The following is a 21,263-nucleotide window of genomic DNA, read 5'->3' on the forward strand; positions in this document are numbered from 1 at the left end:
TTCATCTTCGAGAGACCTCGACCCCTATCCCGGTAACGACGCGCCGACCACCCCTACACCCTCAACTGCGAAGAGCCCGATATCGGCCACGTTGGAAAAAAGTTCTTCGACGCGTTCACCATTCGCGCGAATCCAGTGATTTCATCCGCCGCTGACGCGTGCTCGACCTCATCCTGTCCATTCAAGTACTGCTTGATAAGAGACGCGGTGAACCAGTTATCGGATGTTGCGAGCGCGGTGGGGGCCAGGCCAAGCAGGAACTGGCCTCTGTCGTTGCAGAGCTCCCAGCTGAGGATAGGTCCGGTGATCGTCAAGGAGGCGTTATTCGACGACACACCGATCGTGCGCGAATCCGTAATGCGGTAGCGAGGATCGAGGTATAACACGTCAAAGTATTTAACGAAATACTCTAGAAGCGTCTTCATTTTCCAGCCCTTCGACTGTGCGGAAACCTAGATTTGTCGTCCGCGTCCAGCGTTGTTTGGCCCAGTACCGGTTGTAGTAGCGAACAACTTCTCGGCGTCATATTGGCCGGCAAATGGTCGTCCCTCATACCGCCGAACCCCTGGGCCACTACCTCACGACCACATGGCGCCGGTGTCGTTGCCGTGCGCCGCGGCGGCACCCACCAGCGCCTGGGCGAACCCGTTCATCATCCTCGCGTCGACACGCAGCTCGTTGCCTGCAGCCATAGCCGCAACCTAGTAAGTGCCGGGTCCGCCCACAATTCACCGTCGACTGCGCACAGGCACACTGGTGCCATGACCAACCGCCCCACGGTGCAGCTGCTGACCCGCGCCGGGTGCACCCTGTGCGCGCAGGCCTACGCACGGCTGGCCGAACTGGCCGGCGAACTCGACTTCGACCTGTCCAGCACCGACGTCGACGCCGCGGCGGCGGCCGGTGACCCCGGGCTACGCGCCGAGTTCGGCGATCGGCTGCCGGTCGTGCTGCTGGATGGCCGGGAGCACAGCTACTGGGAGATCGACGAGCCGCGGCTGCGCGCCGACCTCGCCCGATGACGCCGCGGACCGGGTGCGTTGTGGTTGCCGACTCAATATTTGGTAGCCCACCGAATAAACGTTTACCGTAGACAGCAGTTCAGTTACTGGAGTAGCGAGGGAGCTGGCCAGGTGATGCTGCCGTGAGCATCCTGCTCTTCGGGGTTTCGCACCGTAGTGCGCCGGTCTCCGTCCTGGAACAACTCAGTATTGACGAATCCGATCGCAACAAGATCATCGAGCGCGTCCTGCAGTCCCCGCTGGTCACCGAGGCCATGGTGCTCTCGACATGCAACCGGGTCGAGGTCTACGCGGTCGTCGACGCATTCCACGGCGGTCTGGCGGTCATTGGTCAGGTGCTCTCCGACTACTCCGGCATGTCGATGGCCGACCTGACCAAGTACGCCTACGTGCGCTACAGCGAGGCCGCCGTCGAGCACCTGTTCTCCGTCGCCAGCGGCCTGGACTCCGCGGTGGTGGGCGAACAGCAGGTGTTGGGTCAGGTGCGCCGCGCCTACACCTCCGCCGAGGCGAACCGCACCGTCGGGCGGGTGCTGCACGAGCTGGCCCAGCGTGCGCTGTCGGTGGGCAAGCGGGTGCATTCCGAAACCGCCATCGACTCCGCCGGCGTCTCGGTGGTCTCGGTCGCCCTGGGCATGGCCGACCGCAAGGGGGGCGGGCTGACCGGCAAGACCGCCGTGGTCGTGGGCGCCGGGTCGATGGGCGCGCTGTCGGCGACCCACCTGATCCGGGCCGGCGTCGACCACATCCTGGTGGTCAACCGCTCGTCGGCTCGCGGGCAACGGCTGGTCCGCAAGATCCGCGACGCGGGTGTGCGCGCCCAGGCGCTGACCCTGGATCGACTGGCCGATGCGCTGGCCGACGCCGACGTCGTGGTCAGCTGTACGGGTGCGGTGAGTCCGGTCGTCTCCCTGGCCGACGTGCACCACGCGCTGGCCGCCGGGCAGCGAGACGAGACTCGTCGTCCGCTGCTGATCTGCGACCTGGGCATGCCGCGCGACGTCGACCCCGCCGTGGCCGGGCTGCCCGGCGTGTGGGTCGTCGACGTCGACCGCATCCAACACGAACCCGCCGCGCACGCCGCCGCGGGCGACGTCGACGAGGCACGCCACATCGTGGCCGCCGAAGTGGCCGCCTACCTGGCGGGACAGCGGATGGCCGAGGTGACCCCGACGGTGACGGCGTTGCGGCAGCGCGCCGCCGACGTCGTCGAAGCAGAACTGCTGCGGCTGGAAAACCGGCTCCCGGGTCTGGAAAGCGCCCAGCGCGAGGAGGTGGCACGCACCGTCCGCCGGGTGGTCGACAAGCTGCTGCACGCGCCCACCGTCCGCATCAAGCAACTCGCCAGCGCTCCCGGCGGCGACAGCTACGCCGAGGCGCTGCGGGAGCTGTTCGAACTCGACCAGACCGCCATCGACTCCGTAGCCGCCGTGGCCGCGGCCGAATTGCCAGCGGTACCAATGGGATTCGACGCCGGCACACAGCAATCCGCCGAGTAACCGATTGGCGCACGTGATCCGTATCGGCACGCGGGGCAGCCTCTTGGCCAGCACCCAAGCTTCCGTCGTCAGAGACGCACTCATCGCCAACGGCCACCTCGCCGAGTTGGTGATCATCAGCACGGCCGGTGACCGCTCGTCGGCCCCCATCGAAACGTTGGGTGTGGGCGCCTTCACCACCGCGCTGCGCGAGGCCATCCAGGACGGCCGCGTCGACGCCGCGGTGCACTCGCACAAGGATTTGCCCACCGCCGACGACCCAAGGTTCACGATTGGGGCGATACCGCCGCGCAACGACCCTCGCGACGCACTGGTGGCGCGGGACGGATTGGTGCTCGGTGAATTGCCGGCGGGCGCGCTGGTGGGCACATCGTCCCCGCGGCGAGCCGCGCAGCTTAGAGCATTGGGTCTCGGTTTGGAAATCCGCCCCCTACGAGGCAACCTAGATACCAGGTTGAACAGGGTAAGCAGTGGTGATCTTGACGCCGTCGTGGTGGCCCGGGCCGGACTGGCCCGACTGGGCCGCCTCGCTGATGTCACCGAGACGCTAGAGCCGGTGCAAATGTTGCCAGCACCGGCTCAGGGCGCGCTCGCCGTCGAGTGCCGCGCCGACGACAGTCGGCTCGCGGCGGTGCTGGCGGAGTTGGACCACGCGGAGACGCGCGCGGCGATCACCGCGGAGCGAGCCCTGTTGGCCGAACTGGAGGCCGGCTGTTCGGCACCGGTGGGGGCGATCGCCGAGGTGGTCGAGTCCATCGATGAGGACGGACGGGTCTTCGACGAGCTGTCGCTGCGCGCCTGCGTGGCGGCACTGGACGGATCCGACGTGATCCGCGCGTCCGGCATCGGCGCTCCCGAGCGGGCCAGGGAACTGGGGCTCTCGGTGGCTGCGGAGCTGCTGGAGTTGGGCGCGGGGGAGCTGATCGGGCAAGCGCGGCGCGATCCCGCGCACGAGAACTGAATGACCTCAAAAGGATGACTTGGGAGCGACAATGACGACGCGAGGGCGCAAGCCGAGACCGGGCCGCATCACGTTCGTGGGCTCCGGCCCCGGTGACCCGGGATTGTTGACCACGCGGGCGGCCGCCGTGCTGGCCAACGCGGCCTTGGTGTTCACCGATCCCGACGTGCCCGAGCCGGTGCTGGCGCTGATCGGTACGGACCTGCCGCCCGTGTCGGGCCCGGCGCCTGCCGACCCGCCCGCGGCAACCGCTGACGGTTCACCCGACGGCGATGCCCCGCAGGCCGCGCCCGCGGTGCTGTCCGGCGGTGCCGACATCCGCCCGGCGCTGGGCGAGCCCGCCGAGGTGGCCAAGACGCTGACGGCCGAGGCCCGCGGGGGCGTCGACGTGGTGCGGCTGGTGGCCGGTGATCCGCTGACGCTCGACGCGGTGATCAGCGAGGTGAACGCCGTCGCGCGTACCCACCTGCACGTCGAGATCGTGCCCGGGCTGGCACCGACCAGCGCGGTGCCGACCTACGCGGGCCTGCCGCTGGGTTCCTCGCACACGGTGGCCGACGTGCGCGACCCGAACGTGGATTGGGAGGCGCTGGCGGCGGCTCCGGGACCGTTGATCCTGCAGGCCACCCCGACGCATCTGGCCGACGCGGCCCGCACCCTGATCGAGCACGAGTTGGCCGAATCCACGCCGTGCGTGGTGACCGCCCAGGGCACCACCTGTCAGCAGCGCTCGGTCGAAACGACGCTGCAGGGGCTGACCGACCCGGCCGTCGTGGCCGGTGCCGGCGACCCGGCCGGTCCGTTGACCGGGCCGCTGGTGGTGACCATCGGCAAGACGGTGCACAGCCGGTCGAAGCTGAACTGGTGGGAGAGCCGGGCACTGTACGGCTGGACCGTGCTGGTGCCGCGCACCAAGGACCAGGCGGGGGAGATGAGCGAGCGGCTGACGTCCTACGGCGCGCTGCCCGTGGAGGTCCCGACCATCGCCGTCGAACCGCCGCGCAGCCCGGCCCAGATGGAGCGGGCCGTCAAGGGACTGGTCGACGGCCGGTTCCAGTGGGTGGTGTTCACCTCCACCAACGCGGTGCGCGCGGTGTGGGAGAAGTTCGGCGAGTTCGGTCTGGACGCCCGCGCATTCTCCGGTGTGAAGATCGCCTGCGTCGGTGAGTCGACGGCCGATCGGGTCCGGGCATTCGGGATCAGCCCCGAGCTGGTGCCGGCCGGGGAGCAGTCCTCGCTGGGGCTGCTCGACGACTTCCCGCCCTACGACAGCATTTTCGACCCGGTGAACCGGGTGCTGCTGCCGCGCGCCGACATTGCCACCGAGACGCTGGCCGAGGGGCTGCGCGAGCGTGGTTGGGAGATCGAGGATGTCACCGCTTACCGGACGGTGCGTGCGGCACCGCCGCCGGCGGCCACCCGGGAAATGATCAAGACGGGCGGCTTCGACGCCGTGTGCTTCACCTCCAGCTCGACGGTGCGCAACCTGGTCGGCATCGCCGGTAAGCCCCACGCGCGCACCATCATTGCCTGCATCGGCCCCAAGACCGCCGAGACCGCGGCCGAATTCGGGCTGCGGGTGGATGTGCAGCCCGAGACGGCGGCCATCGGCCCGCTGGTCGACGCGCTGGCCGAACACGCCGCGCGGTTGCGTGCCGAGGGTGCGCTGCCGCCGCCGCGTAAGAAGAGCCGCAGGCGCTAACCGATGGCGTACCCGCGCCACCGGCCGCGCCGGCTGCGCTCGACTCCCGCCCTGCGTCGCCTGGTTGCGCAAACATCCTTGCAGCCAAGGCATTTGGTGCTCCCGATGTTCGTGGCCGACGGCATCGACGAGCCGCGACCGATCCCGTCGATGCCGGGCGTGGTGCAACACACCCGCGAGTCGCTGCGCCACGCCGCCGCCGACGCGGTGGCCGCCGGCGTGGGCGGGCTGATGTTGTTCGGTGTGCCGCGCGACGAAGACAAGGACGCGGCCGGCTCGGCCGGCACCGATCCCGACGGCATTCTCAACCTGGCACTGCGCGATCTGGCCAAGGACCTCGGTGACGCGACGGTGTTGATGGCCGACACCTGCCTCGACGAGTTCACCGATCACGGTCACTGCGGCGTGCTCGATGACCGGGGCTGCGTCGACAACGACGCGACCTTGAGTCGCTACGTGAAACTGGCTGTGGCACAAGCGGAATCGGGAGCACATGTGGTGGGCCCGAGCGGGATGATGGACGGTCAGGTGGGAGCCATTCGCGACGGCCTGGATGCCGCGGGCTACACCGACGTGGTGATCCTGGCTTACGCCGCGAAGTTCGCCTCGGCGTTTTACGGGCCGTTCCGGGAAGCGGTGAGCTCGAGCCTGTCCGGCGATCGTCGCACCTACCAGCAGGAGCCCGGCAATGCCCGGGAAGCGGTGCGCGAGATCGAACTGGACCTCGACGAGGGCGCCGACATCATCATGATCAAACCCGCCCTGGGTTATCTCGACGTGCTGTCCGCCGCCGCGGAGGTGTCGCCGGTACCGGTGGCCGCCTATCAGGTTTCGGGCGAATACGCGATGATATGTGCTGCGGCCCAGAATGATTGGCTCGATGGACGCGCGGCGGCACTGGAATCGCTGATCAGCATCCGCCGGGCCGGGGCCGACATCGTGCTCAGCTATTGGGCCGCGGACGCGGCGGGTTGGCTTTCCTAACGGCCACATCGGCGGTAACAATCACGGGGATGAGGCGCCAATGACCACAGCCAAAGATGTCCACGCCAGGCCGCTGTTCTATGAACCCGGCGCCAGCTGGCTGTGGGTGCTGTCCGGCCCGGCCGCCGCGGCGGCGATGATCCTGATCGAAGTGTGGAGCGGCGCCCCGATATCGCTGTGGGTGCCGGCCATTTTCTTGGTGATGGTGTCGGCCTTCATCTCGCTGCAGGTGAAGGCGGCGCGGATCCACGTGTCGGTCGAATTGACGCCCGACGCGCTGCGCCAGGGCACCGAGACGCTGCTGGTGCGCGAAATCGTCAAGGTCTTTCCCGAGCCGGAGAATCCGGCCAACTCCGACAAGGAGCTGGCCAAGTGGCAGTCGTCGCGGGCGCTCGGCGAACTGTTCGGCGTCCCCCGCGGCCGCACCGGTATCGGCCTGAAGCTGACCGAGGGCCGCACCGCGCAGGCGTGGGCGAAACGCCACCGCCAGCTGCGCGAGGCGCTGACCCCGCTGGTGCAGGAGCGCGTGGAGCCGGCCCCATCGGACGCCGCCGACCTGGACCGGCGCGACGACGACGGGCCCCAGCCGTGAGCGCCCGCGTGCGGGCGCTGGTCGAGCTCGGCCTGGCCGGCGTGGCGCTGGTCGGCGTCGGGGCCTGCTGGCTACACGGGCGCCACACCGTCAGCGTCGGGCCGATAACCGACGGACAGCCGTCGACCACGGCTTTGGTGTATAACCCCCAGCTCCTGCTGCTGGCCATGCTGTTGGCGATGATCGCCGCGGTGTCGGCGGTCCTCGGGATCGCCCGATGGCGACGTGCTCGCGCCGCTACGCCGACTTCCTGATCAGCGGCAGCGCCAGACGGCGCCGGAAGACCACCGCGTCGGCCAGGTCGGCGAAGGCCTCGGGCACCGAGCCCGCCGCGGGGAACACGCACTCGCCGTCGCCGTCGGTCAATTGCGCGATCACGTCCGGGCCGGCGACCAACGTCCACTGCACGCCGGCCCGGCGGCACTCCTCGTCGAACGTGGACAGCAGCGACAACCCCGCGCCGGCGAAATGCTCAGTGCCGCTGATGTCGAGGACGACGGGGTTGTCCCCGACGATGAAATGGCGAAGGCAGTCGGCGACCCGCTCGACGTTCACGGCGTCGACCTCACCTCCGACGGTCACCACCGTCGCGAGATGCCGGCAGTGGGCGCGGACCTGGGCGCCACCGCAGTCCAGGCTGCCGTTTCTCTGTCGAGCCGAAATTGCCATCGTCATCAAGGCCCCTATCTCTGGCGAAGGCCGACACCACGCCGACCGAAGCTATCTCCTACGGTGCCCCCGAAACCTAAGGGGACCGGAAGCCGCCTCTAACTGTTTGCTAAAAAGCTGGCCCCGCCCCAGCCGAGCCGGCAACGCCGCGGCCACGCCGTCGCCGTGACACCATCCGGCCGGCCACGCTGTTAGGCTGCTTTGGCTGCCGGTTGCGAGTCGGGGGGCTTGTGATAGGGCGTAATGCCCGGTCAGCCGGGGTGAAGCGAACGAAACTGCAGAGTCCGGACCGAAAGAAAAGCCCTGTGCCCAGCCGAGAGACCCCGGGCGAGATCAAAGGCGAGATCAGAGCCCTGACGGGACTCCGCATCGTCGCCGCCGTGTGGGTGGTGCTGTTTCACTTCCGGCCGATGCTCAGCGACATCTCGCCCGATTTCCGGGGAAGCCTCGCGCCGGTGCTGAACTGCGGCGCGCAGGGAGTCGACCTGTTCTTCATCCTCAGCGGGTTCGTGCTGACGTGGAACTACCTGGACCGGATGGGACGGTCCTGGTCCACCCGGGCGACGCTGCACTTCCTGTGGTTGCGGCTGGCCCGGGTGTGGCCGGTGTACCTGGTCACCCTGCACCTGGCCGCGCTGTTGGTGATCCTGTCGCTGCACGTGGGACACGTCCCGCTGCCCGAAGCCAGCGACCTCACCGCCATCAGCTATGTGCGCCAGGTGCTGCTCGTGCAGTTGTGGTTCGAGCCGTTCTTCGACGGGACCAGCTGGGACGGACCGGCCTGGTCGATCAGCGCGGAATGGCTGGCCTACCTGCTGTTCGGCGTGCTGGCGCTGGTGGTGTTCCGGATGAAGCTGGCCACCCGGGCGCGGACGTTGATGTGGCTGGCGGTGGCGGCCTCGCTGCCGCCGGTGGTGCTGCTGTTGGCCAGCGGGCATTTCTATACCCCGTGGAGCTGGCTGCCCCGGATCGTGACGCAGTTCGCCGCGGGCGCGCTGGCCTGCGCGGCGGTACGGCGCCTGCGGCTGACCGATCGTGGCCGGCACATCGCCGGCTACCTGTCGCTGCTGCTGGTGGCCGCCGTGGTGGGCGTCCTGTACTGGTTCAGCACCCACCCGATCAGCGGTGTGGTGGAAAACGACAGCGGCGGCGTGGTCGACGTGCTGTTCATTCCGCTGGTGATCACCCTCGCGGTCGGCCTGGGCAGCCTGCCGAGGCTGCTGTCCACCCGGGTGATGGTCTACGGCGGTCAGATCTCGTTCTGCCTGTACATGGTGCACGAGTTGGTGCACACCACGTGGGGATGGGCGGTCGAGCAGTTCGAACTCACCCCCTGGGAGTCCGACTCGCCCTGGAAGTGGAACATCCTGGGTCTCATCGCGATCGCCCTGGCGCTGTCCAGCCTGCTGTACCACTTCGTCGAGGAGCCGGCTCGACGCTGGATGCGCCGGATGGTCGACGTCCGGCCCGCCAATCCGCCCGCCGAGTCCGCAGAACCGGCCAACGTGCGCCCCATCGACGGCGGGCGGGAATCGGTCTCCGCCCGCGCGGTGTGATCAGCGCCTCATTTCCCTGACGAATCACGCTGTGCCCCACGACCTCTCGGGGCCGCATTCGGCTGTGGCGGGCGCGTCGCACTGGTAGTTTGTCCTGTGCTGATCGCGTTGGACCGGGGACAGGGGGAGGCACGCGTGAGTCGACTGACCGCGTTCGCCGTGAATGTCGCCCTGGTGGCCGCGACGATCGGTGCGGTCGTCGCGCAAAACCCGGGCGCGCGCGGCTACCACATCGTCACGCTGGGCTCGCGGCTGTCCCACATCGCGGTGGTCGGCGACTCCTACACCACCGGCACCGACCTGGGCGGTCTGGGACCGAAGGCGTGGACCGCGCTGACCTGGCAGGCGCTTACCAAGCGGGGGATGCAGATCGCCCCCGACGTCGCGGCCGAGGGTCGCGCCGGGTACGTCGTGCCCGGCGACCACGGCAGCATCTTCCAGGACCTGACGGCGCGGGTGGCCAAGTCCGAGGACGTGCTGGTGGTGTTCTTCGGCTCCCGCAACGACCAGGGCTCCGATCTTGGCCTGCTGGCCGGGAGGGTCCGCGACACCTTCACCCTGGCGCGCATCCTGGCCCCGACGGCCCGATTCTTGGTGATCGGTCCGCCCTGGCCGACCGCCGACGTGCCCACCGACATCCTGCAGATCCGCGACGTGCTGAACTCCGAGGCGCGGGCCGCGGGAGCGTCGTTCGCCGATCCGATCAGCGCGCGCTGGTTCGTCGACCGTCCCGATCTGATCGGCCCGGATGGCGTGCACCCCAACGACGCTGGACATCGATACCTGGCCGACAAGATTGCGCCGCTGATTCGCACGCAACTGCTCACCTAACCCGGCCCTAACCCGGCATAAAGATTCCCGGCGGTATAGCCGCCGTCAAAGAGCCCGTTGCGCAACGGATTTCGCGTCAATAATGGCGCTAGTCCTCCGCGTGCCGCTCGTAGTCCCACTGTTCCAGGCGTGCTTGCAGGTGCATCAACCCAATTCCGGCGACTGGCGTAACAGCCGCGATGCAAACCAGCAACAGCGGGGACATTTCAAACCTCCAAAACCCTTTCATTCCTAACACGTTCGGTTTTGTCGCGGGGTTCATTTGCAAAGAAAGTCATCGCAACGTCATCCGTCCGTTATGGCTCGATCGACCAGTGCACCCAACACCGGTGCGAGCAGCTGCGCGTATTCGGTTGTGACGTGGTTGTCGTCCCGAAACACCAACGTGTTACCGACGATCACGGGGCAGCGCTCGGCGGTGCAGAACAGGTCGGTGAGGTCCGCATAGTGGCCGCCGTTTCCGGTCGCCGCGGTGCGCTCCGCGGCGATGCCGCCCTCGTTGACCGCGGCCGACCGGCTCGGCGCGCACGCGGCGGCGTCGTCCAGATGCCCGGACACGCAGGTGGGCACCGCGGCTTGCGGGTCCGGCGCCGGACCGAAAACCAGAACCGTCGCCCCGGTGCGGCGCAGCTGCGCGACGGTGCGGCCCAACGTTTCGATCCACGCCGAGTCGTAGGACTCGAAACCGAAATCGCGACCGTAGCGCCGACTCATGTCCAGCACCACCAGGCGGGGCTGTTCGGCGGCCACCCGGGCCAGCACCTGGCCGCGCCACTGTTCGCATTCGGTGTACTCGCGACCCAGATACGGGCTGTCGATGGGTAGGTCCTGGATAGGGCAGGTCACCTTGGCCATGGTTTCCAACCGCCAGTGTCGCTGTTCGGCAACCTGCTCGAGGGCCGGGCTCCACATCGCCGCGTGCGAATCACCAATCAGGGCAACGGTTGTCGGCGACGAGGTGTCGCCCGCGGCGCACTCGGCTTGGCCGGTGTCGCGCCACGACCGCACACACCCGTTGACGAACACGGCGGCCTTGTCGCCCGGCGCCGCGGCGAGCGGCGGGTCCAGGTTGGACGGTACGGCGTGCAGGCCCGCACCCGCCGCGACGGCACCGCGCACCTGTGCGACGGCCTGCTGCACGACGGCCTCGTGCGGATCGGCGGCGTGCGGATCCGCCGACGGCAACGCCAAGATGGTGGCTTTCGATGCGGCCGGGCCGTGGCCGACCGGAATCGGAATCACCGTCAGCAGCAACATGCAGGCCGACGCGGTGACCGCGCTGGCGACCCCGGCGACAACCAGACTCGCCTTGGCCGAGCGGCGCAGGGCCGCGGCGAACCGGCCGGGGTTTTCCACCAGATGGAAGGTCAGCACCGCGAGACCGGCCGAGACGGCGGTCGCGGCCAGCCGGGCCGGCAAGCCGGCCGGGTCGCCCAGCAGCTGCGGCATCAGCAACAGCACCGGCCAGTGCCACAAATACCAGGCGTAGGACACCCGCCCGACGGCGCGCATCGCCGGCCGGCACAGCAGGCGGCCGACGCCCAGGCTGCCCGTGGCCGTTCCGGCGCCGATCACCAGCGCGGTGCCCAGCACGGGCAGCAGCGCCGCGGTGCCGGGGTACGGGGTGGCCGGTCCCAGCTGGGTGCAGGTTAGCGCGATCAGCGTCAGCCCGCCCCACCCGACGATCGTTGCCGGCAGCAGCGGTAGCCGTCGCCACTGCCGGATCGACAGCGCAACCAGGCCACCGACGGCCAGCTCCCAGGCGCGGGTGGGCAGCGAGAAGAATGCCCACGGCGGCGAGGTGCGGGTGCACAGCACGGCGGCCGTCAGCGAGGCCGCGGCGGCCACGGCCAGCACCACCGCGTACGGCCACGCCTGGGCCCGGGCATCGGGATCGGCGCCGCGCCGGATCCGGGCGACGAGCCAGGCGGTCGCGATGATCAGCATCGGCCACACCAGATAGAACTGTTCCTCCACGCCGAGCGACCAGTAGTGCTGGAACGGCGACGGCACGTCCGCGGCCAGGTAATCGGTGCCTTGGCTGGCGAACCGGTAGTTGCCGACGTACAGCGCGCTGGCGATGCCGTCGAGAAAGACGGTGCGCGCCTGCAGCGGCGGCAGCACGACGGCCGCCGCGACGGCGGTCAGCACGGCTACGGTAGCCGCGGCCGGCATCAGGCGGCGGGCGCGGGCACCGTAAAACCGGCCCAGCGCAACGGTATTCGCGGTGCTGACCTCGCGCCACAGCAGTCCGGTGATGAGGAAGCCGGAGATCACGAAGAAGACGTCGACGCCGATGAAACCGCCTTCGGTGCCGGGTATGCCGGCGTGATAGAGCACGACGGCACTGACCGCGACGGCGCGCAAACCCTCGATGTCGGGGCGGAATCCGCGTCGCACCAGCTGCCGGTCGGGACTACCACCCGCGTCCGGAGGCGGGTTGGCGATGGTTTCCTGCCGGACTGCCATGCCTTTGTTGGGGTGCCTCCGCTAGGTCGCCAGCCAGGAAAGCTCGCCGGGTAGTTGCAAGCGCCACCACGTCATGTCGTGGCCGCCGACGGTGAAGCTTACCGCCGGAGGTGTTTTGAGTTGGCTCACGAATTGGCGTGTCGCGGGATAGAAACGGTCGAATGTGCCGCAGTCCACCCGCAGCGGAATCTGCGAAAGCACCGGCAGGCCCATCACGCTGTTGCTCAGCCAGTCCTCTTCGCTGTCAAACGCTTTGGGCGCGCAGTCGGCGTAGGAGGTGTACAGCGCCGGGCTGATCGCGCAGATCCCCGCGGTCCGTGCCGCCCCCAGCTTGGCGCCCAGGTGCAGCGCCCCGTAGCCGCCCATGGACCAGCCCATGAAGCCTACCCGGGAGGTGTCCAGGCCCATCGATCCCAGCATCGGCAGCAGCTCGTCGAGGACCATCGCGCCGGAGTCGGTGCCGTCGGCCCGTTTGTGCCAGTAGGAGTCGCTGCCGCCGTCGACGCCGACCACCGCGAACGGCGGCTTGCCCTCCTTGACCAGCCGGGCCAGCGCGTCCTCGACCCCACAGTCGAGCATCATGTTCGCGTCGCCGTCCTTGCCGTGCAGCGCGATCACCGGGCGCAGCAATCCGCTCTGCGACGTGTGACCGGGTGGCAACGCGATCACCCAGTTGGTCTTGACGCCGCCGCGCGCCTTCGAGATGAACGACCCGGTGAGCCGGCTGGGCAGGTTGCTGCTCGCCGTGGACGGTTCGAACGGGGACGGCAGCGGCGCCGCTTGTGGTGCGAGCGGATCCAGCCAGGCGCTCAAAGCCCACGCGCCCGCGGCCGCGACGCTGGCACCGGCGCCCATCCGCAGCACCGCGCGGCGGTTGAGATCAGGCACGACGTGATAATGCCGCCCGCAGAGCACTTTTCCGAGCCCGTCGCCGAGTTTGCAAGGGCATTGTGATTCGGCAGTCATCGGCCGGTTACGCATGCCGTCCGCGTGCACCCGCCAGTCATGCGGATCGAATCTGCCAGGTTTCAACCCTCGCACGCCGCCGGCGGCTTCGGCACGCTGGACCTCCGTGCATGGCTTAGAGAGCGAAACGAGAGCGAAAGAGGAATTGGATGAGCCTGGCGTTTCACTGGTTTTTGCCGACGTACGGGGATTCCCGCAACCTCGTCGCCGGCGGGCACGGCACCGCGATGCACGGCGACCGGCCCGCGACTCTGCGCTACCTGCACCAGATTTGCGCCGCCGCCGAGGACAACGGTTTCGAGGCGGTGCTCACCCCGACCGGATTGTGGTGTGAGGACGCCTGGTTGACGACGGCGATGCTGATCGAACGCACCGAGACGCTGAAGTTTTTGGTCGCATTCCGCCCCGGGCTGCTCAGCCCCACCCTGGCCGCTCAGATGGCCGGCACCTTCCAGCGGCATTCCCAGGGACGGCTGCTGCTCAACGTCGTCACCGGTGGCGAACCCCACGAGCAGCGGGCCTACGGCGACTTCCTGGACAAGCAAGCGCGATACACCCGGACCGCCGAGTTCTTGGAGGTGGTGCGCCGGCTGTGGACCTCGAAAGACCCGGTGACCTTCGCCGGTGAGCACATCCACGTCGAGGGCGCGCAGCTCAACAACCCGCCCGACCCGACACCCGCGGTGTTCTTCGGCGGATCCTCCGGATCGGCCGGCCCGGTGGCCGCCAAGTACTCCGACGTCTACCTCACCTGGGGGGAACCGCTGGCGGCGGTCGGGGAGAAGCTGGACTGGATTCGCGGGCTGGCCGCCCAAGCCGGCCGGACGCTGCAATTCGGCTTGCGCGTCCACGTGATCAGCCGGCCCACCGCCGCCCAGGCGTGGGCGGAGGCCGACCGCCTGCTGGCGGCCATCGACCCCGCGGACATCGAGCGGGTGCAGAGCAGCCTGGCGCGCAGCGAATCCGAGGGCCAGCGCCGCATGCTGAACCTGCACGGCGGCAAGAGCGGCGAGCTGCTGGTCGCCCCCAACCTGTGGGCCGGCGTCGGCCTGGTGCGCGGCGGCGCGGGCACGGCCCTGGTCGGGTCGCACGAAGAGGTGGCCGAGCGGCTGATCGAATACGCCGGTCTTGGCATCGACCACTTCATCCTGTCGGGATACCCGCACCTGGAAGAGGCGTATTGGTTCGGCGAAGGCGTGCTGCCGCTACTCGAGCGCCGCGGCGTGTGGAAGCACCCCAACCCCAAGGCCCAGCCGACGGCGGCGACGCCGTTCGCGGCCGCGTCGGCGCAGTAATCGTGGCGACAACCCTGCCCGCCGGGGCCGGAGCTTCGGGCGCGGCGGCACCGCAGACCGCCGAGGAGTCCGACGCCGACCGCCGTCGGCGCCTGCGCACCGTCGTCGCCGCCAGCCTGCTCGGCACCACGGTGGAGTGGTACGACTTCTTCCTCTACGCCACCGCCGCCGGCCTGGTCTTCAACAAGGTGTTCTTTCCCGACGCCAGTTCCTTCGTCGGCACCCTGCTGGCGTTCGCGACGTTCGCGGTCGGGTTCGTCATGCGGCCCATCGGCGGCCTGGTGTTCGGCCACATCGGGGACCGCATCGGGCGCAAGCGCAGCCTGGCGTTGACCATGCTGATCATGGGCGGGGCGACCGCGCTGATCGGGGCGCTACCGACCGCCGCCCAGATCGGGGCCTGGGCGCCGGTCCTGCTGCTGGCGCTGCGGGTGCTGCAGGGCTTCGCCCTGGGCGGTGAATGGGGCGGCGCGGTGCTGCTGGCCGTCGAACACAGCCCCGGCGACCGGCGCGGGCGCTACGGCGCCGTCCCGCAGGTCGGCCTGGCACTCGGCCTGGCGCTGGGCACCGGCATCTTCGCGGTCCTGCAGGTGGCCCTGGGCCCGGCCCGGTTCTTGTCCTACGGCTGGCGCATCGGCTTCCTGCTCAGCATCGTGCTGGTGGTCATCGGCATCGTGGTGCGGTTACGGGTGGACGAGACGCCGGCGTTTCAACAGTTGCGCGACCTCGAGGCCGCGGCCACCGTGCCGATCCGCGACATCGTCCGCGAACCTCGCTCCCGGCGAAACACGGTGCTGGGACTGTTGTCTCGCTGGGCCGAGGGTTCGGCCTTCAACACCTGGGGCGTCTTCGCGATCAGCTACGCCACCGGCGCGCTGGGCTTCAACAAGGTGTCGGTGCTGATCGTGGTGACCGTCGCCGCCCTGCTGATGGCGGTGCTGCTGCCGGTGTCGGGGGCGCTGACCGACCGCTACGGCGCCCGCCGGGTGTACCTGGCCGGGGTCGCCCTCTACGGCGTCGCGGCGTTCCCGGCGTTCGCCTTGTTCGGCACCAAAAACCTGCTGTGGTTCGGGCTGGCGATGGTGCTGGTGTTCGGCGTCGTGCACGCACTGTTCTACGGGGCGCAGGGCACCCTGTACTCGTCGCTGTATCCCACCGGCACCCGGTACACCGGCTTGTCGTTCGTCTACCAGTTCTCCGGGGTGTACGCCTCCGGGGTCACCCCGATGATTTTGACCGCGCTGATCGCCGCCGTCGGCGGCGCGCCGTGGCTGGCGTGCGGGTATCTGGTGGCGACGGCGGTGATCAGCGTGATCGCCACGGCGCTGATCCGCGACGCGGACCTGTACCTCTGACGCGGGCGGCCGGTTGCTGCCGAGGGTGAACCCGGCTAGCGTCCGGGCATGTCGCGCACGCCGGGCCGGGACACCGACACCGAGGGCCAAGGCGCGTCGTCGATGCCCAATCACCAACTGCGCCAAGGTCTTTCGCAGCGACAGCTAAGTATGATCGCGCTTGGCGGGGTGATCGGCGCCGGGTTGTTCGTCGGGTCGGGCGTGGTGATCAGCGACACCGGGCCGGCGGCGTTTCTGACCTATGCCGTGTGCGGCGTGCTGGTCGTGCTGGTGATGCGGATGCTGGGCGAGATGGCGGCCGCGAACCCGTCGACGGGCTCCTTCGCCGACTATGCGGCCAGGGCGCTGGGCGGCTGGGCCGGGTTTTCGGTGGGCTGGCTGTATTGGTACTTCTGGGTGATCGTCGTCGGCTTCGAGGCCGTCGCCGGCGGCAAGGTCCTCAACTACTGGTTTCACGCCCCGCTGTGGGCGTTGTCGCTGTGCCTGATGGTGTTGATGACGGCGACGAACCTGTTTTCGGTGACCTCGTTCGGCGAGTTCGAATTCTGGTTCGCCGGAATCAAAGTCGCGACCATCGTGGTATTCCTCGGCGTCGGCACGGTGTTCGTCGCCGGGCTGTGGCCCGGTCACGGCGGCGGGTTCGCCAACCTGACCGCCCACGGTGGCTTCTTCCCGCACGGCGTCGGCGCCGTCTTCGCCGCGATCGTCGTGGTGATCTTCTCGATGGTGGGTGCGGAGATCGTCACCGTCGCCGCGGCCGAAAGCCGCGACCCGGTGCGCGCCGTGCAGCGGGCGACCCGGTCGGTAGTCGCGCGGATCGGGATCTTCTTCGTCGGTTCGGTGTTTTTGATCGTCGCGATGCTGCCGTGGAATTCGGTCGAACCGGGAGCCTCGCCGTACGTCGCCGCGTTCAAGCAGCTGGGCCTGCCCGGAGCGGATCAGGTGATGAACGCGGTCGTGCTGACCGCGGTGCTGTCCTGCCTGAACTCCGGCCTCTACACGGCGTCGCGGATGCTGTTCGTCCTCGCCGTGCGTAACGAGGCGCCGGAGCGGCTGGTCAGGCTCAGCGGCCGCGGGGTGCCGCATCTGGCCATCGTGTTCTCGTCGGCGATCGGGTTCCTGTGCGTCATCATGGCGTGGCTGGCGCCGCACACCGTGTTTCTCTTCCTGCTCAACTCTTCGGGCGCGATCATCTTGTTCGTCTACTGGCTGATCGCGCTGTCCCAGCTGGTGTTGCGCCGTCGCACTCCGGTGGAGAAGCTGCGGGTGAAGATGCGGTTTTTCCCGGTGCTGTCGATCCTGACGCTGGCCGGCATCACCGCGGTGCTGGTTCAGATGGCGTTCGACCACAAGGCGCGCAGCCAGCTGTGGCTGAGCCTGCTGTCGTGGGCCGTGGTGCTGGCGATCTACGCCCTCATCCGCCGCCGTGGCCGGGCTGCTATCACCTAGCCCGTCTTCGTGAACAGCGCCGCCTGCTCGAACGGCATCCGGGCGAACACCCTGCGCGCCCCGCTGCTCACCCGTTGCGCCGCATCGTCGCGGCTCATGATCTGCGGGGCGGAAATGCCGAACGTCTTGCCGTGGCGGCGCATCCGTCCGCCGCCCGCGGCCGTGAGGTTTTTCAGCCAGTCCCGGTCGGGACCGTAGGTCAGTAGCACCGCGATGCCGGGCTTGCCGTCGACGGTGGCCTCGAACGCGCTGACCGGGGTGCGGAACTGCTTACCGGACTTTCGTCCGGTGTGCTCGATGATGGCGTACGTCGGGGCCCAGCCGGCCCACAGCCGCTGGATCGGGTTGGTGACGCGGCGGTTGAAGCGGGCCAGGCGCTGCGGGAGTTGCATAGTCCCATCCAACTCGTCCGGCGCGGGCGGCTTCAAGACGCAACCTCGACTCTTACACCCTGTAGTTGGTCGGCTCGCCGGAGCTGGAACACTGGTCGCATGGCTAGCAATGACCAGGCAATCGCGCACACCCGGGGCGGGGCGGCGGCGTCGGCGCAGCTGTTTTCCGACGCGTGCGCGGTCATCCCCGGTGGAGTGAACTCTCCGGTGCGGGCCTTCACCGCCGTCGGCGGGACGCCGCGCTTCATCACCGAAGCGCAGGGCTGCTGGCTCACCGATGCCGACGGCAACCGCTACGTCGACCTGGTCTGCTCGTGGGGACCGATCATCCTCGGCCACGCCCACCCGGCCGTGGTCGACGCCGTCACCCGGGCGGCGGCGACGGGATTGTCGTTCGGCGCGCCGACCCCGCGGGAGACCGAGCTGGCCACGGCGATCATCGACCGGGTCGCCCCGGTCGAGCGGCTCCGCTTCGTGAACTCCGGCACCGAAGCCACCATGAGCGCGGTGCGGCTGGCCCGCGGTTTCACCGGCCGGGCCAAGATCATCAAGTTCTCCGGCTGCTACCACGGCCACGTGGACGCGCTGCTGGCCGCCGCCGGCTCCGGTGTCGCGACGCTGGGTTTGTGTGACGACCCGTCGCACCCGGCTTCGCCGGGCTTGCGATCGTCACAGGGTTTGCCGTCCACGCCCGGCGTCACCGGCGCCGCCGCGGCCGACACGATTGTGTTGCCCTACAACGATATTGACGCGGTGCGGGAAACGTTCACCCGGTTCGGGGACCAGATCGCGGCTGTGATCGCCGAGGCCAGCCCCGGCAACATGGGTGTCGTCCCGCCGGCCTCGGGCTACAACGCGGCATTGCGGGCGATCACCGCCGAGCACGGGGCATTGCTGATCATCGACGAGGTGATGACCGGCTTCCGGGTCAGCCGAAGTGGTTGGTACGGAATCGATCCGGTCGCCGCCGACCTGTTCACCTTCGGCAAGGTGATGAGCGGTGGACTGCCGGCCGCCGCGTTCGGCGGCCGGGCCGAGGTGATGGAACGGCTGGCACCGCTGGGGCCGGTGTATCAGGCCGGCACGCTGTCCGGAAACCCCGTCGCGATGGCCGCCGGGCTGGCCACACTGCGCGCCGCCGACGACGCCGTCTATGCCACGCTGGACGCCAACGCCGACCGACTGGCCGGGCTCTTCTCCGAATCGCTGACCAATGCCAGTGTGCCCCACCAGATTTCGCGGGCCGGCAACATGCTCAGTGTGTTCTTCACCGACACCCCGGTCACCGACTTCGCGTCGGCTCGCGCCAGCCAGACCTGGCGCTACCCGCCGTTCTTCCACGCCCTGCTGGACGCCGGCGTCTACCCGCCGTGCAGCGCCTTCGAGACGTGGTTCGTCTCGACCGCCCTCGACGACACCGCGTTCGAGCGCATCGCGGAGGCGCTGCCCGCCGCCGCCCGCGCAGCCGCGCACGCCACCGAGGAGAAGTCCTGATGACCGAGCAAACCCGCGTGCACGTGATGCGGCACGGCGAAGTGCACAATCCCGACGGCATTCTGTATGGGCGGCTGCCCGGGTTCCACCTGTCCGAGCGGGGCCGGGCGCAGGCGCAGGCGGTGGCCGACGCGCTGGCCGGCCGCGACATCGTCGCGGTCATCGCCTCCCCGCTGCAGCGGGCCCAAGAAACCGCTGCGCCCATCGCCGACAAGCACGGCCTGACCATCGACACCGATCCCGATCTGATCGAATCGGCGAACTTCTTCGAGGGCCGCCGGGTCAGCCCCGGCGACGGGGCGTGGCGGGACCCACGGTGGTGGTGGCAGCTGCGCAACCCGCTGCGCCCGTCCTGGGGGGAGCCCTACCGCGAGATCGCCGACCGGATGGCGACCGCGGTGGACAAGGCCCGCGCCCGCGGCGCCGGCCACGAAGTGGTGTGCGTCAGCCACCAACTGCCGGTGTGGACGCTGCGGCTGCACCTGACCGGCCGCCGGCTCTGGCACGACCCGCGGCGGCGCGAGTGCGACCTCGCCTCGCTGACCACCCTGGTCTACCAGGGCGACCGGCTGGTCGACGTCGAATACTCCCGACCAGCGCCATGACCAGAAGACGGTGGCCCGTGCTCGCCGGGGCGGTGGCGGCGATCTGCGGATTGCTGACCGGCTGCTCGGCCGGGCACGACGCCGTCGCCCAAGGTGGCACCTTCGAATTCGTCTCACCCGGCGGCAAGACCGACATCCTCTATGACCCGCCCGCCAGCCGCGGCCGGCCCGGCCCGCTGTCCGGACCAGACCTGTCCGACCCGAGCCACACACTGTCGCTGGACGATCCGATCTTCGCGGGCAACGTCGTCGTCATCAACGTCTGGGGGCAGTGGTGCGGGCCGTGCCGCGCCGAGGTCACCCAACTGCAGCATGTCCACGACGCCAGCCGCGGCTCCGGGACGTCGTTTCTGGGCATCGACGTCCGCGACAACAACCGGCAGGCCGCCTTGGACTTCGTCAACGATCGCGCGGTGACCTACCCGTCGATCTACGACCCGGCGATGCGCACGCTGATCGCCTTCGGCGGCAAATACCCCACCACCGTCATCCCGTCCACGCTGGTGCTGGACCGGCAACACCGGGTGGCGGCGGTGTTTCTGCGCGAGCTGCTGGCCTCCGACCTGCAGCCCGTCGTCCAGAAGCTGGACGCAGAAAAGTGACCGGGTTCGCGCAGACCGCGGCCGCCGGGCCGTTGGTGCTGGCGCTCGGCGCCTGCGTGCTGGCGGGCCTGGTGTCTTTCGCGTCGCCGTGCGTGGTGCCGCTGGTCCCCGGCTATCTGTCGTATCTGGCCGCGTTGGTTGGGGAGGAAGCCGGGGTTGACGACGGCCGCGCCGACCAGACCGACGGAAAATCGCCGTCGGGCGTGATCAAAGCCCCCGCGAGGGCCCGGTGGCGGGTTGCGGGCTCGGCGCTGCTGTTCGTCGCCGGCTTTACCGCGGTGTTCGTGCTGGGCACCGTGGCCGTGCTGGGTATGACGTCGACGCTGATCACCAACCAGCTGGTGCTGCAGCGGGCCGGGGGGGTGCTGACCATCGTGATGGGGCTGGTGTTCGTCGGCCTGATCCCGGCCCTGCAGCGCCAGGTTCGGTTCACCCCGCAACAGCTGACGACCGTGGCGGGCGCACCGGTGCTGGGCGCGGTGTTCGCGCTCGGCTGGACGCCGTGTCTCGGGCCGACACTGACCGGCGTGATCACCGTGGCCTCGGCCACCGAGGGCGCCGACGTCGCCCGCGGCATCCTGCTGGTGATCGCCTACTGCCTGGGGCTCGGCATCCCGTTCGTGCTGCTGGCGTTCGGTTCGGCGCGAGCGGTCGCCGGCCTGGGCTGGCTGCGCCGGCACACCCGCGCCATCCAGATGCTCGGCGGCGCCTTGCTGATCGCGGTCGGCGTGCTGCTGGTCACCGGCGTCTGGAACGACTTCATCGCCTGGGTGCGCGACGCCTTCGTGTCCGACGTGAGGTTGCCGATTTGATCCCGCTG

The 21,263-nt window shown here is 69.2% G+C and carries 21 protein-coding genes; 16 read left to right on the forward strand and 5 right to left on the reverse strand.

The genetic code is table 11. The annotated features are described in order from the left end of the window. Nucleotides 1-53: 53 nt before the first annotated feature. Nucleotides 54-425, reverse strand: coding sequence for a hypothetical protein (locus AWC25_RS24155; protein ID WP_069399656.1), 372 nt, complete (start codon nt 423-425; stop codon nt 54-56). Between the two features lie 336 nt (nt 426-761). Here AWC25_RS24155 and AWC25_RS24160 point away from each other — a divergent pair, with 336 nt between their 5' ends. The 7 genes from AWC25_RS24160 (at nt 762) to AWC25_RS24190 (ending at nt 7,014) form a co-directional block, all read left to right on the forward strand. Continuing rightward, nucleotides 762-1,022, forward strand: coding sequence for a glutaredoxin family protein (locus AWC25_RS24160; protein ID WP_069399655.1), 261 nt, complete (start codon nt 762-764; stop codon nt 1,020-1,022). 122 nt (nt 1,023-1,144) lie between these two features. Then, nucleotides 1,145-2,521, forward strand: coding sequence for a glutamyl-tRNA reductase (locus tag AWC25_RS24165; protein ID WP_069399654.1), 1,377 nt, complete (start codon nt 1,145-1,147; stop codon nt 2,519-2,521). A 13-nt stretch (nt 2,522-2,534) separates the two neighbouring features. Continuing rightward, nucleotides 2,535-3,482: a hydroxymethylbilane synthase gene (gene hemC / locus AWC25_RS24170; RefSeq protein WP_069399672.1), complete on the forward strand. Its 948-nt coding sequence runs from the start codon at nt 2,535-2,537 to the stop codon at nt 3,480-3,482. A 31-nt stretch (nt 3,483-3,513) separates the two neighbouring features. Further along, on the forward strand, nt 3,514-5,184 hold the full coding sequence (locus tag AWC25_RS24175) for a bifunctional uroporphyrinogen-III C-methyltransferase/uroporphyrinogen-III synthase (protein ID WP_069399653.1): 1,671 nt from the start codon (nt 3,514-3,516) through the stop codon (nt 5,182-5,184). A gap of 3 nt (nt 5,185-5,187) precedes the next feature. After that, nucleotides 5,188-6,168 carry a porphobilinogen synthase gene (gene hemB / locus AWC25_RS24180; RefSeq protein WP_084229220.1) on the forward strand — a complete coding sequence of 327 codons (981 nt, stop codon included), beginning with the start codon at nt 5,188-5,190 and terminating at the stop codon, nt 6,166-6,168. 40 nt (nt 6,169-6,208) lie between these two features. Further along, nucleotides 6,209-6,760, forward strand: coding sequence for a DUF3093 family protein (locus AWC25_RS24185; protein WP_069399652.1), 552 nt, complete (start codon nt 6,209-6,211; stop codon nt 6,758-6,760). Then, a complete protein-coding gene (locus tag AWC25_RS24190; RefSeq protein ID WP_069399651.1) occupies nt 6,757-7,014 on the forward strand; it encodes a hypothetical protein in 258 nt (85 codons plus the stop codon). The genes AWC25_RS24185 and AWC25_RS24190 overlap by 4 nt, the downstream gene beginning before the upstream one ends. Here AWC25_RS24190 and AWC25_RS24195 read toward each other — a convergent pair. Next, the gene (locus tag AWC25_RS24195) at nt 6,998-7,435 is read right to left on the reverse strand and encodes an STAS domain-containing protein (protein ID WP_069399650.1); all 438 of its coding nucleotides are present in this window, start codon (nt 7,433-7,435) and stop codon (nt 6,998-7,000) included. The genes AWC25_RS24190 and AWC25_RS24195 overlap by 17 nt on opposite strands. Nucleotides 7,436-7,734: 299 nt before the next feature. Between AWC25_RS24195 and AWC25_RS24200 the strand changes: the two genes are divergently transcribed. Together AWC25_RS24200 and AWC25_RS24205 are read left to right on the forward strand one after the other, a co-directional pair. Further along, nucleotides 7,735-8,985 carry an acyltransferase family protein gene (locus tag AWC25_RS24200; protein ID WP_244899604.1) on the forward strand — a complete coding sequence of 417 codons (1,251 nt, stop codon included), beginning with the start codon at nt 7,735-7,737 and terminating at the stop codon, nt 8,983-8,985. A gap of 135 nt (nt 8,986-9,120) precedes the next feature. Next, nucleotides 9,121-9,816 carry an Rv0518 family GDSL lipase gene (locus AWC25_RS24205; protein ID WP_085168007.1) on the forward strand — a complete coding sequence of 232 codons (696 nt, stop codon included), beginning with the start codon at nt 9,121-9,123 and terminating at the stop codon, nt 9,814-9,816. 285 nt (nt 9,817-10,101) lie between these two features. Here AWC25_RS24205 and AWC25_RS24210 read toward each other — a convergent pair whose 3' ends face one another. Both AWC25_RS24210 and AWC25_RS24215 read right to left on the reverse strand, forming a co-directional pair. Continuing rightward, nucleotides 10,102-12,285 (reverse strand): acyltransferase family protein, encoded by a 2,184-nt coding sequence (locus AWC25_RS24210; protein ID WP_085167997.1) that lies wholly within the window; start codon nt 12,283-12,285, stop codon nt 10,102-10,104. Between the two features lie 21 nt (nt 12,286-12,306). Beyond that, nucleotides 12,307-13,140, reverse strand: coding sequence for an alpha/beta hydrolase (locus AWC25_RS24215; protein WP_244899605.1), 834 nt, complete (start codon nt 13,138-13,140; stop codon nt 12,307-12,309). A 260-nt stretch (nt 13,141-13,400) separates the two neighbouring features. Between AWC25_RS24215 and AWC25_RS24220 the strand changes: the two genes are divergently transcribed. The 3 genes from AWC25_RS24220 (at nt 13,401) to AWC25_RS24230 (ending at nt 17,350) form a co-directional block, all read left to right on the forward strand. Further along, nucleotides 13,401-14,546 carry an LLM class flavin-dependent oxidoreductase gene (locus AWC25_RS24220; protein ID WP_069399647.1) on the forward strand — a complete coding sequence of 382 codons (1,146 nt, stop codon included), beginning with the start codon at nt 13,401-13,403 and terminating at the stop codon, nt 14,544-14,546. A 2-nt stretch (nt 14,547-14,548) separates the two neighbouring features. Further along, a complete protein-coding gene (locus tag AWC25_RS24225; RefSeq protein WP_085167999.1) occupies nt 14,549-15,901 on the forward strand; it encodes an MFS transporter in 1,353 nt (450 codons plus the stop codon). A 102-nt stretch (nt 15,902-16,003) separates the two neighbouring features. Then, nucleotides 16,004-17,350 (forward strand): amino acid permease, encoded by a 1,347-nt coding sequence (locus AWC25_RS24230; RefSeq protein WP_084229224.1) that lies wholly within the window; start codon nt 16,004-16,006, stop codon nt 17,348-17,350. Here the strand turns inward: AWC25_RS24230 and AWC25_RS24235 are convergent. Further along, nucleotides 17,347-17,742, reverse strand: coding sequence for a nitroreductase family deazaflavin-dependent oxidoreductase (locus AWC25_RS24235; RefSeq protein WP_069399645.1), 396 nt, complete (start codon nt 17,740-17,742; stop codon nt 17,347-17,349). The genes AWC25_RS24230 and AWC25_RS24235 overlap by 4 nt on opposite strands. 99 nt (nt 17,743-17,841) lie before the next feature. Here AWC25_RS24235 and hemL point away from each other — a divergent pair, with 99 nt between their 5' ends. From hemL to AWC25_RS24255, 4 genes are read left to right on the forward strand one after another with little or no spacing between them, the layout of a single operon-like run. After that, nucleotides 17,842-19,236, forward strand: a complete 1,395-nt coding sequence (gene hemL / locus AWC25_RS24240) for a glutamate-1-semialdehyde 2,1-aminomutase (RefSeq protein ID WP_069399644.1) — start codon at nt 17,842-17,844, stop codon at nt 19,234-19,236. Beyond that, nucleotides 19,236-19,841: a histidine phosphatase family protein gene (locus AWC25_RS24245; RefSeq protein ID WP_069399643.1), complete on the forward strand. Its 606-nt coding sequence runs from the start codon at nt 19,236-19,238 to the stop codon at nt 19,839-19,841. Before hemL ends, AWC25_RS24245 begins: the two co-directional genes overlap by 1 nt. After that, nucleotides 19,838-20,443 carry a TlpA disulfide reductase family protein gene (locus tag AWC25_RS24250; protein ID WP_069399642.1) on the forward strand — a complete coding sequence of 202 codons (606 nt, stop codon included), beginning with the start codon at nt 19,838-19,840 and terminating at the stop codon, nt 20,441-20,443. The genes AWC25_RS24245 and AWC25_RS24250 overlap by 4 nt, the downstream gene beginning before the upstream one ends. Continuing rightward, complete coding sequence (locus AWC25_RS24255; RefSeq protein WP_069399641.1) at nt 20,440-21,255, forward strand: cytochrome c biogenesis CcdA family protein; 816 nt, start codon at nt 20,440-20,442, stop codon at nt 21,253-21,255. The genes AWC25_RS24250 and AWC25_RS24255 overlap by 4 nt, the downstream gene beginning before the upstream one ends. Nucleotides 21,256-21,263: the final 8 nt, after the last annotated feature.

Origin of the sequence: Mycobacterium sherrisii (assembly GCF_002102355.1) — a bacterium.
Lineage (GTDB): Bacteria > Actinomycetota > Actinomycetes > Mycobacteriales > Mycobacteriaceae > Mycobacterium > Mycobacterium sherrisii.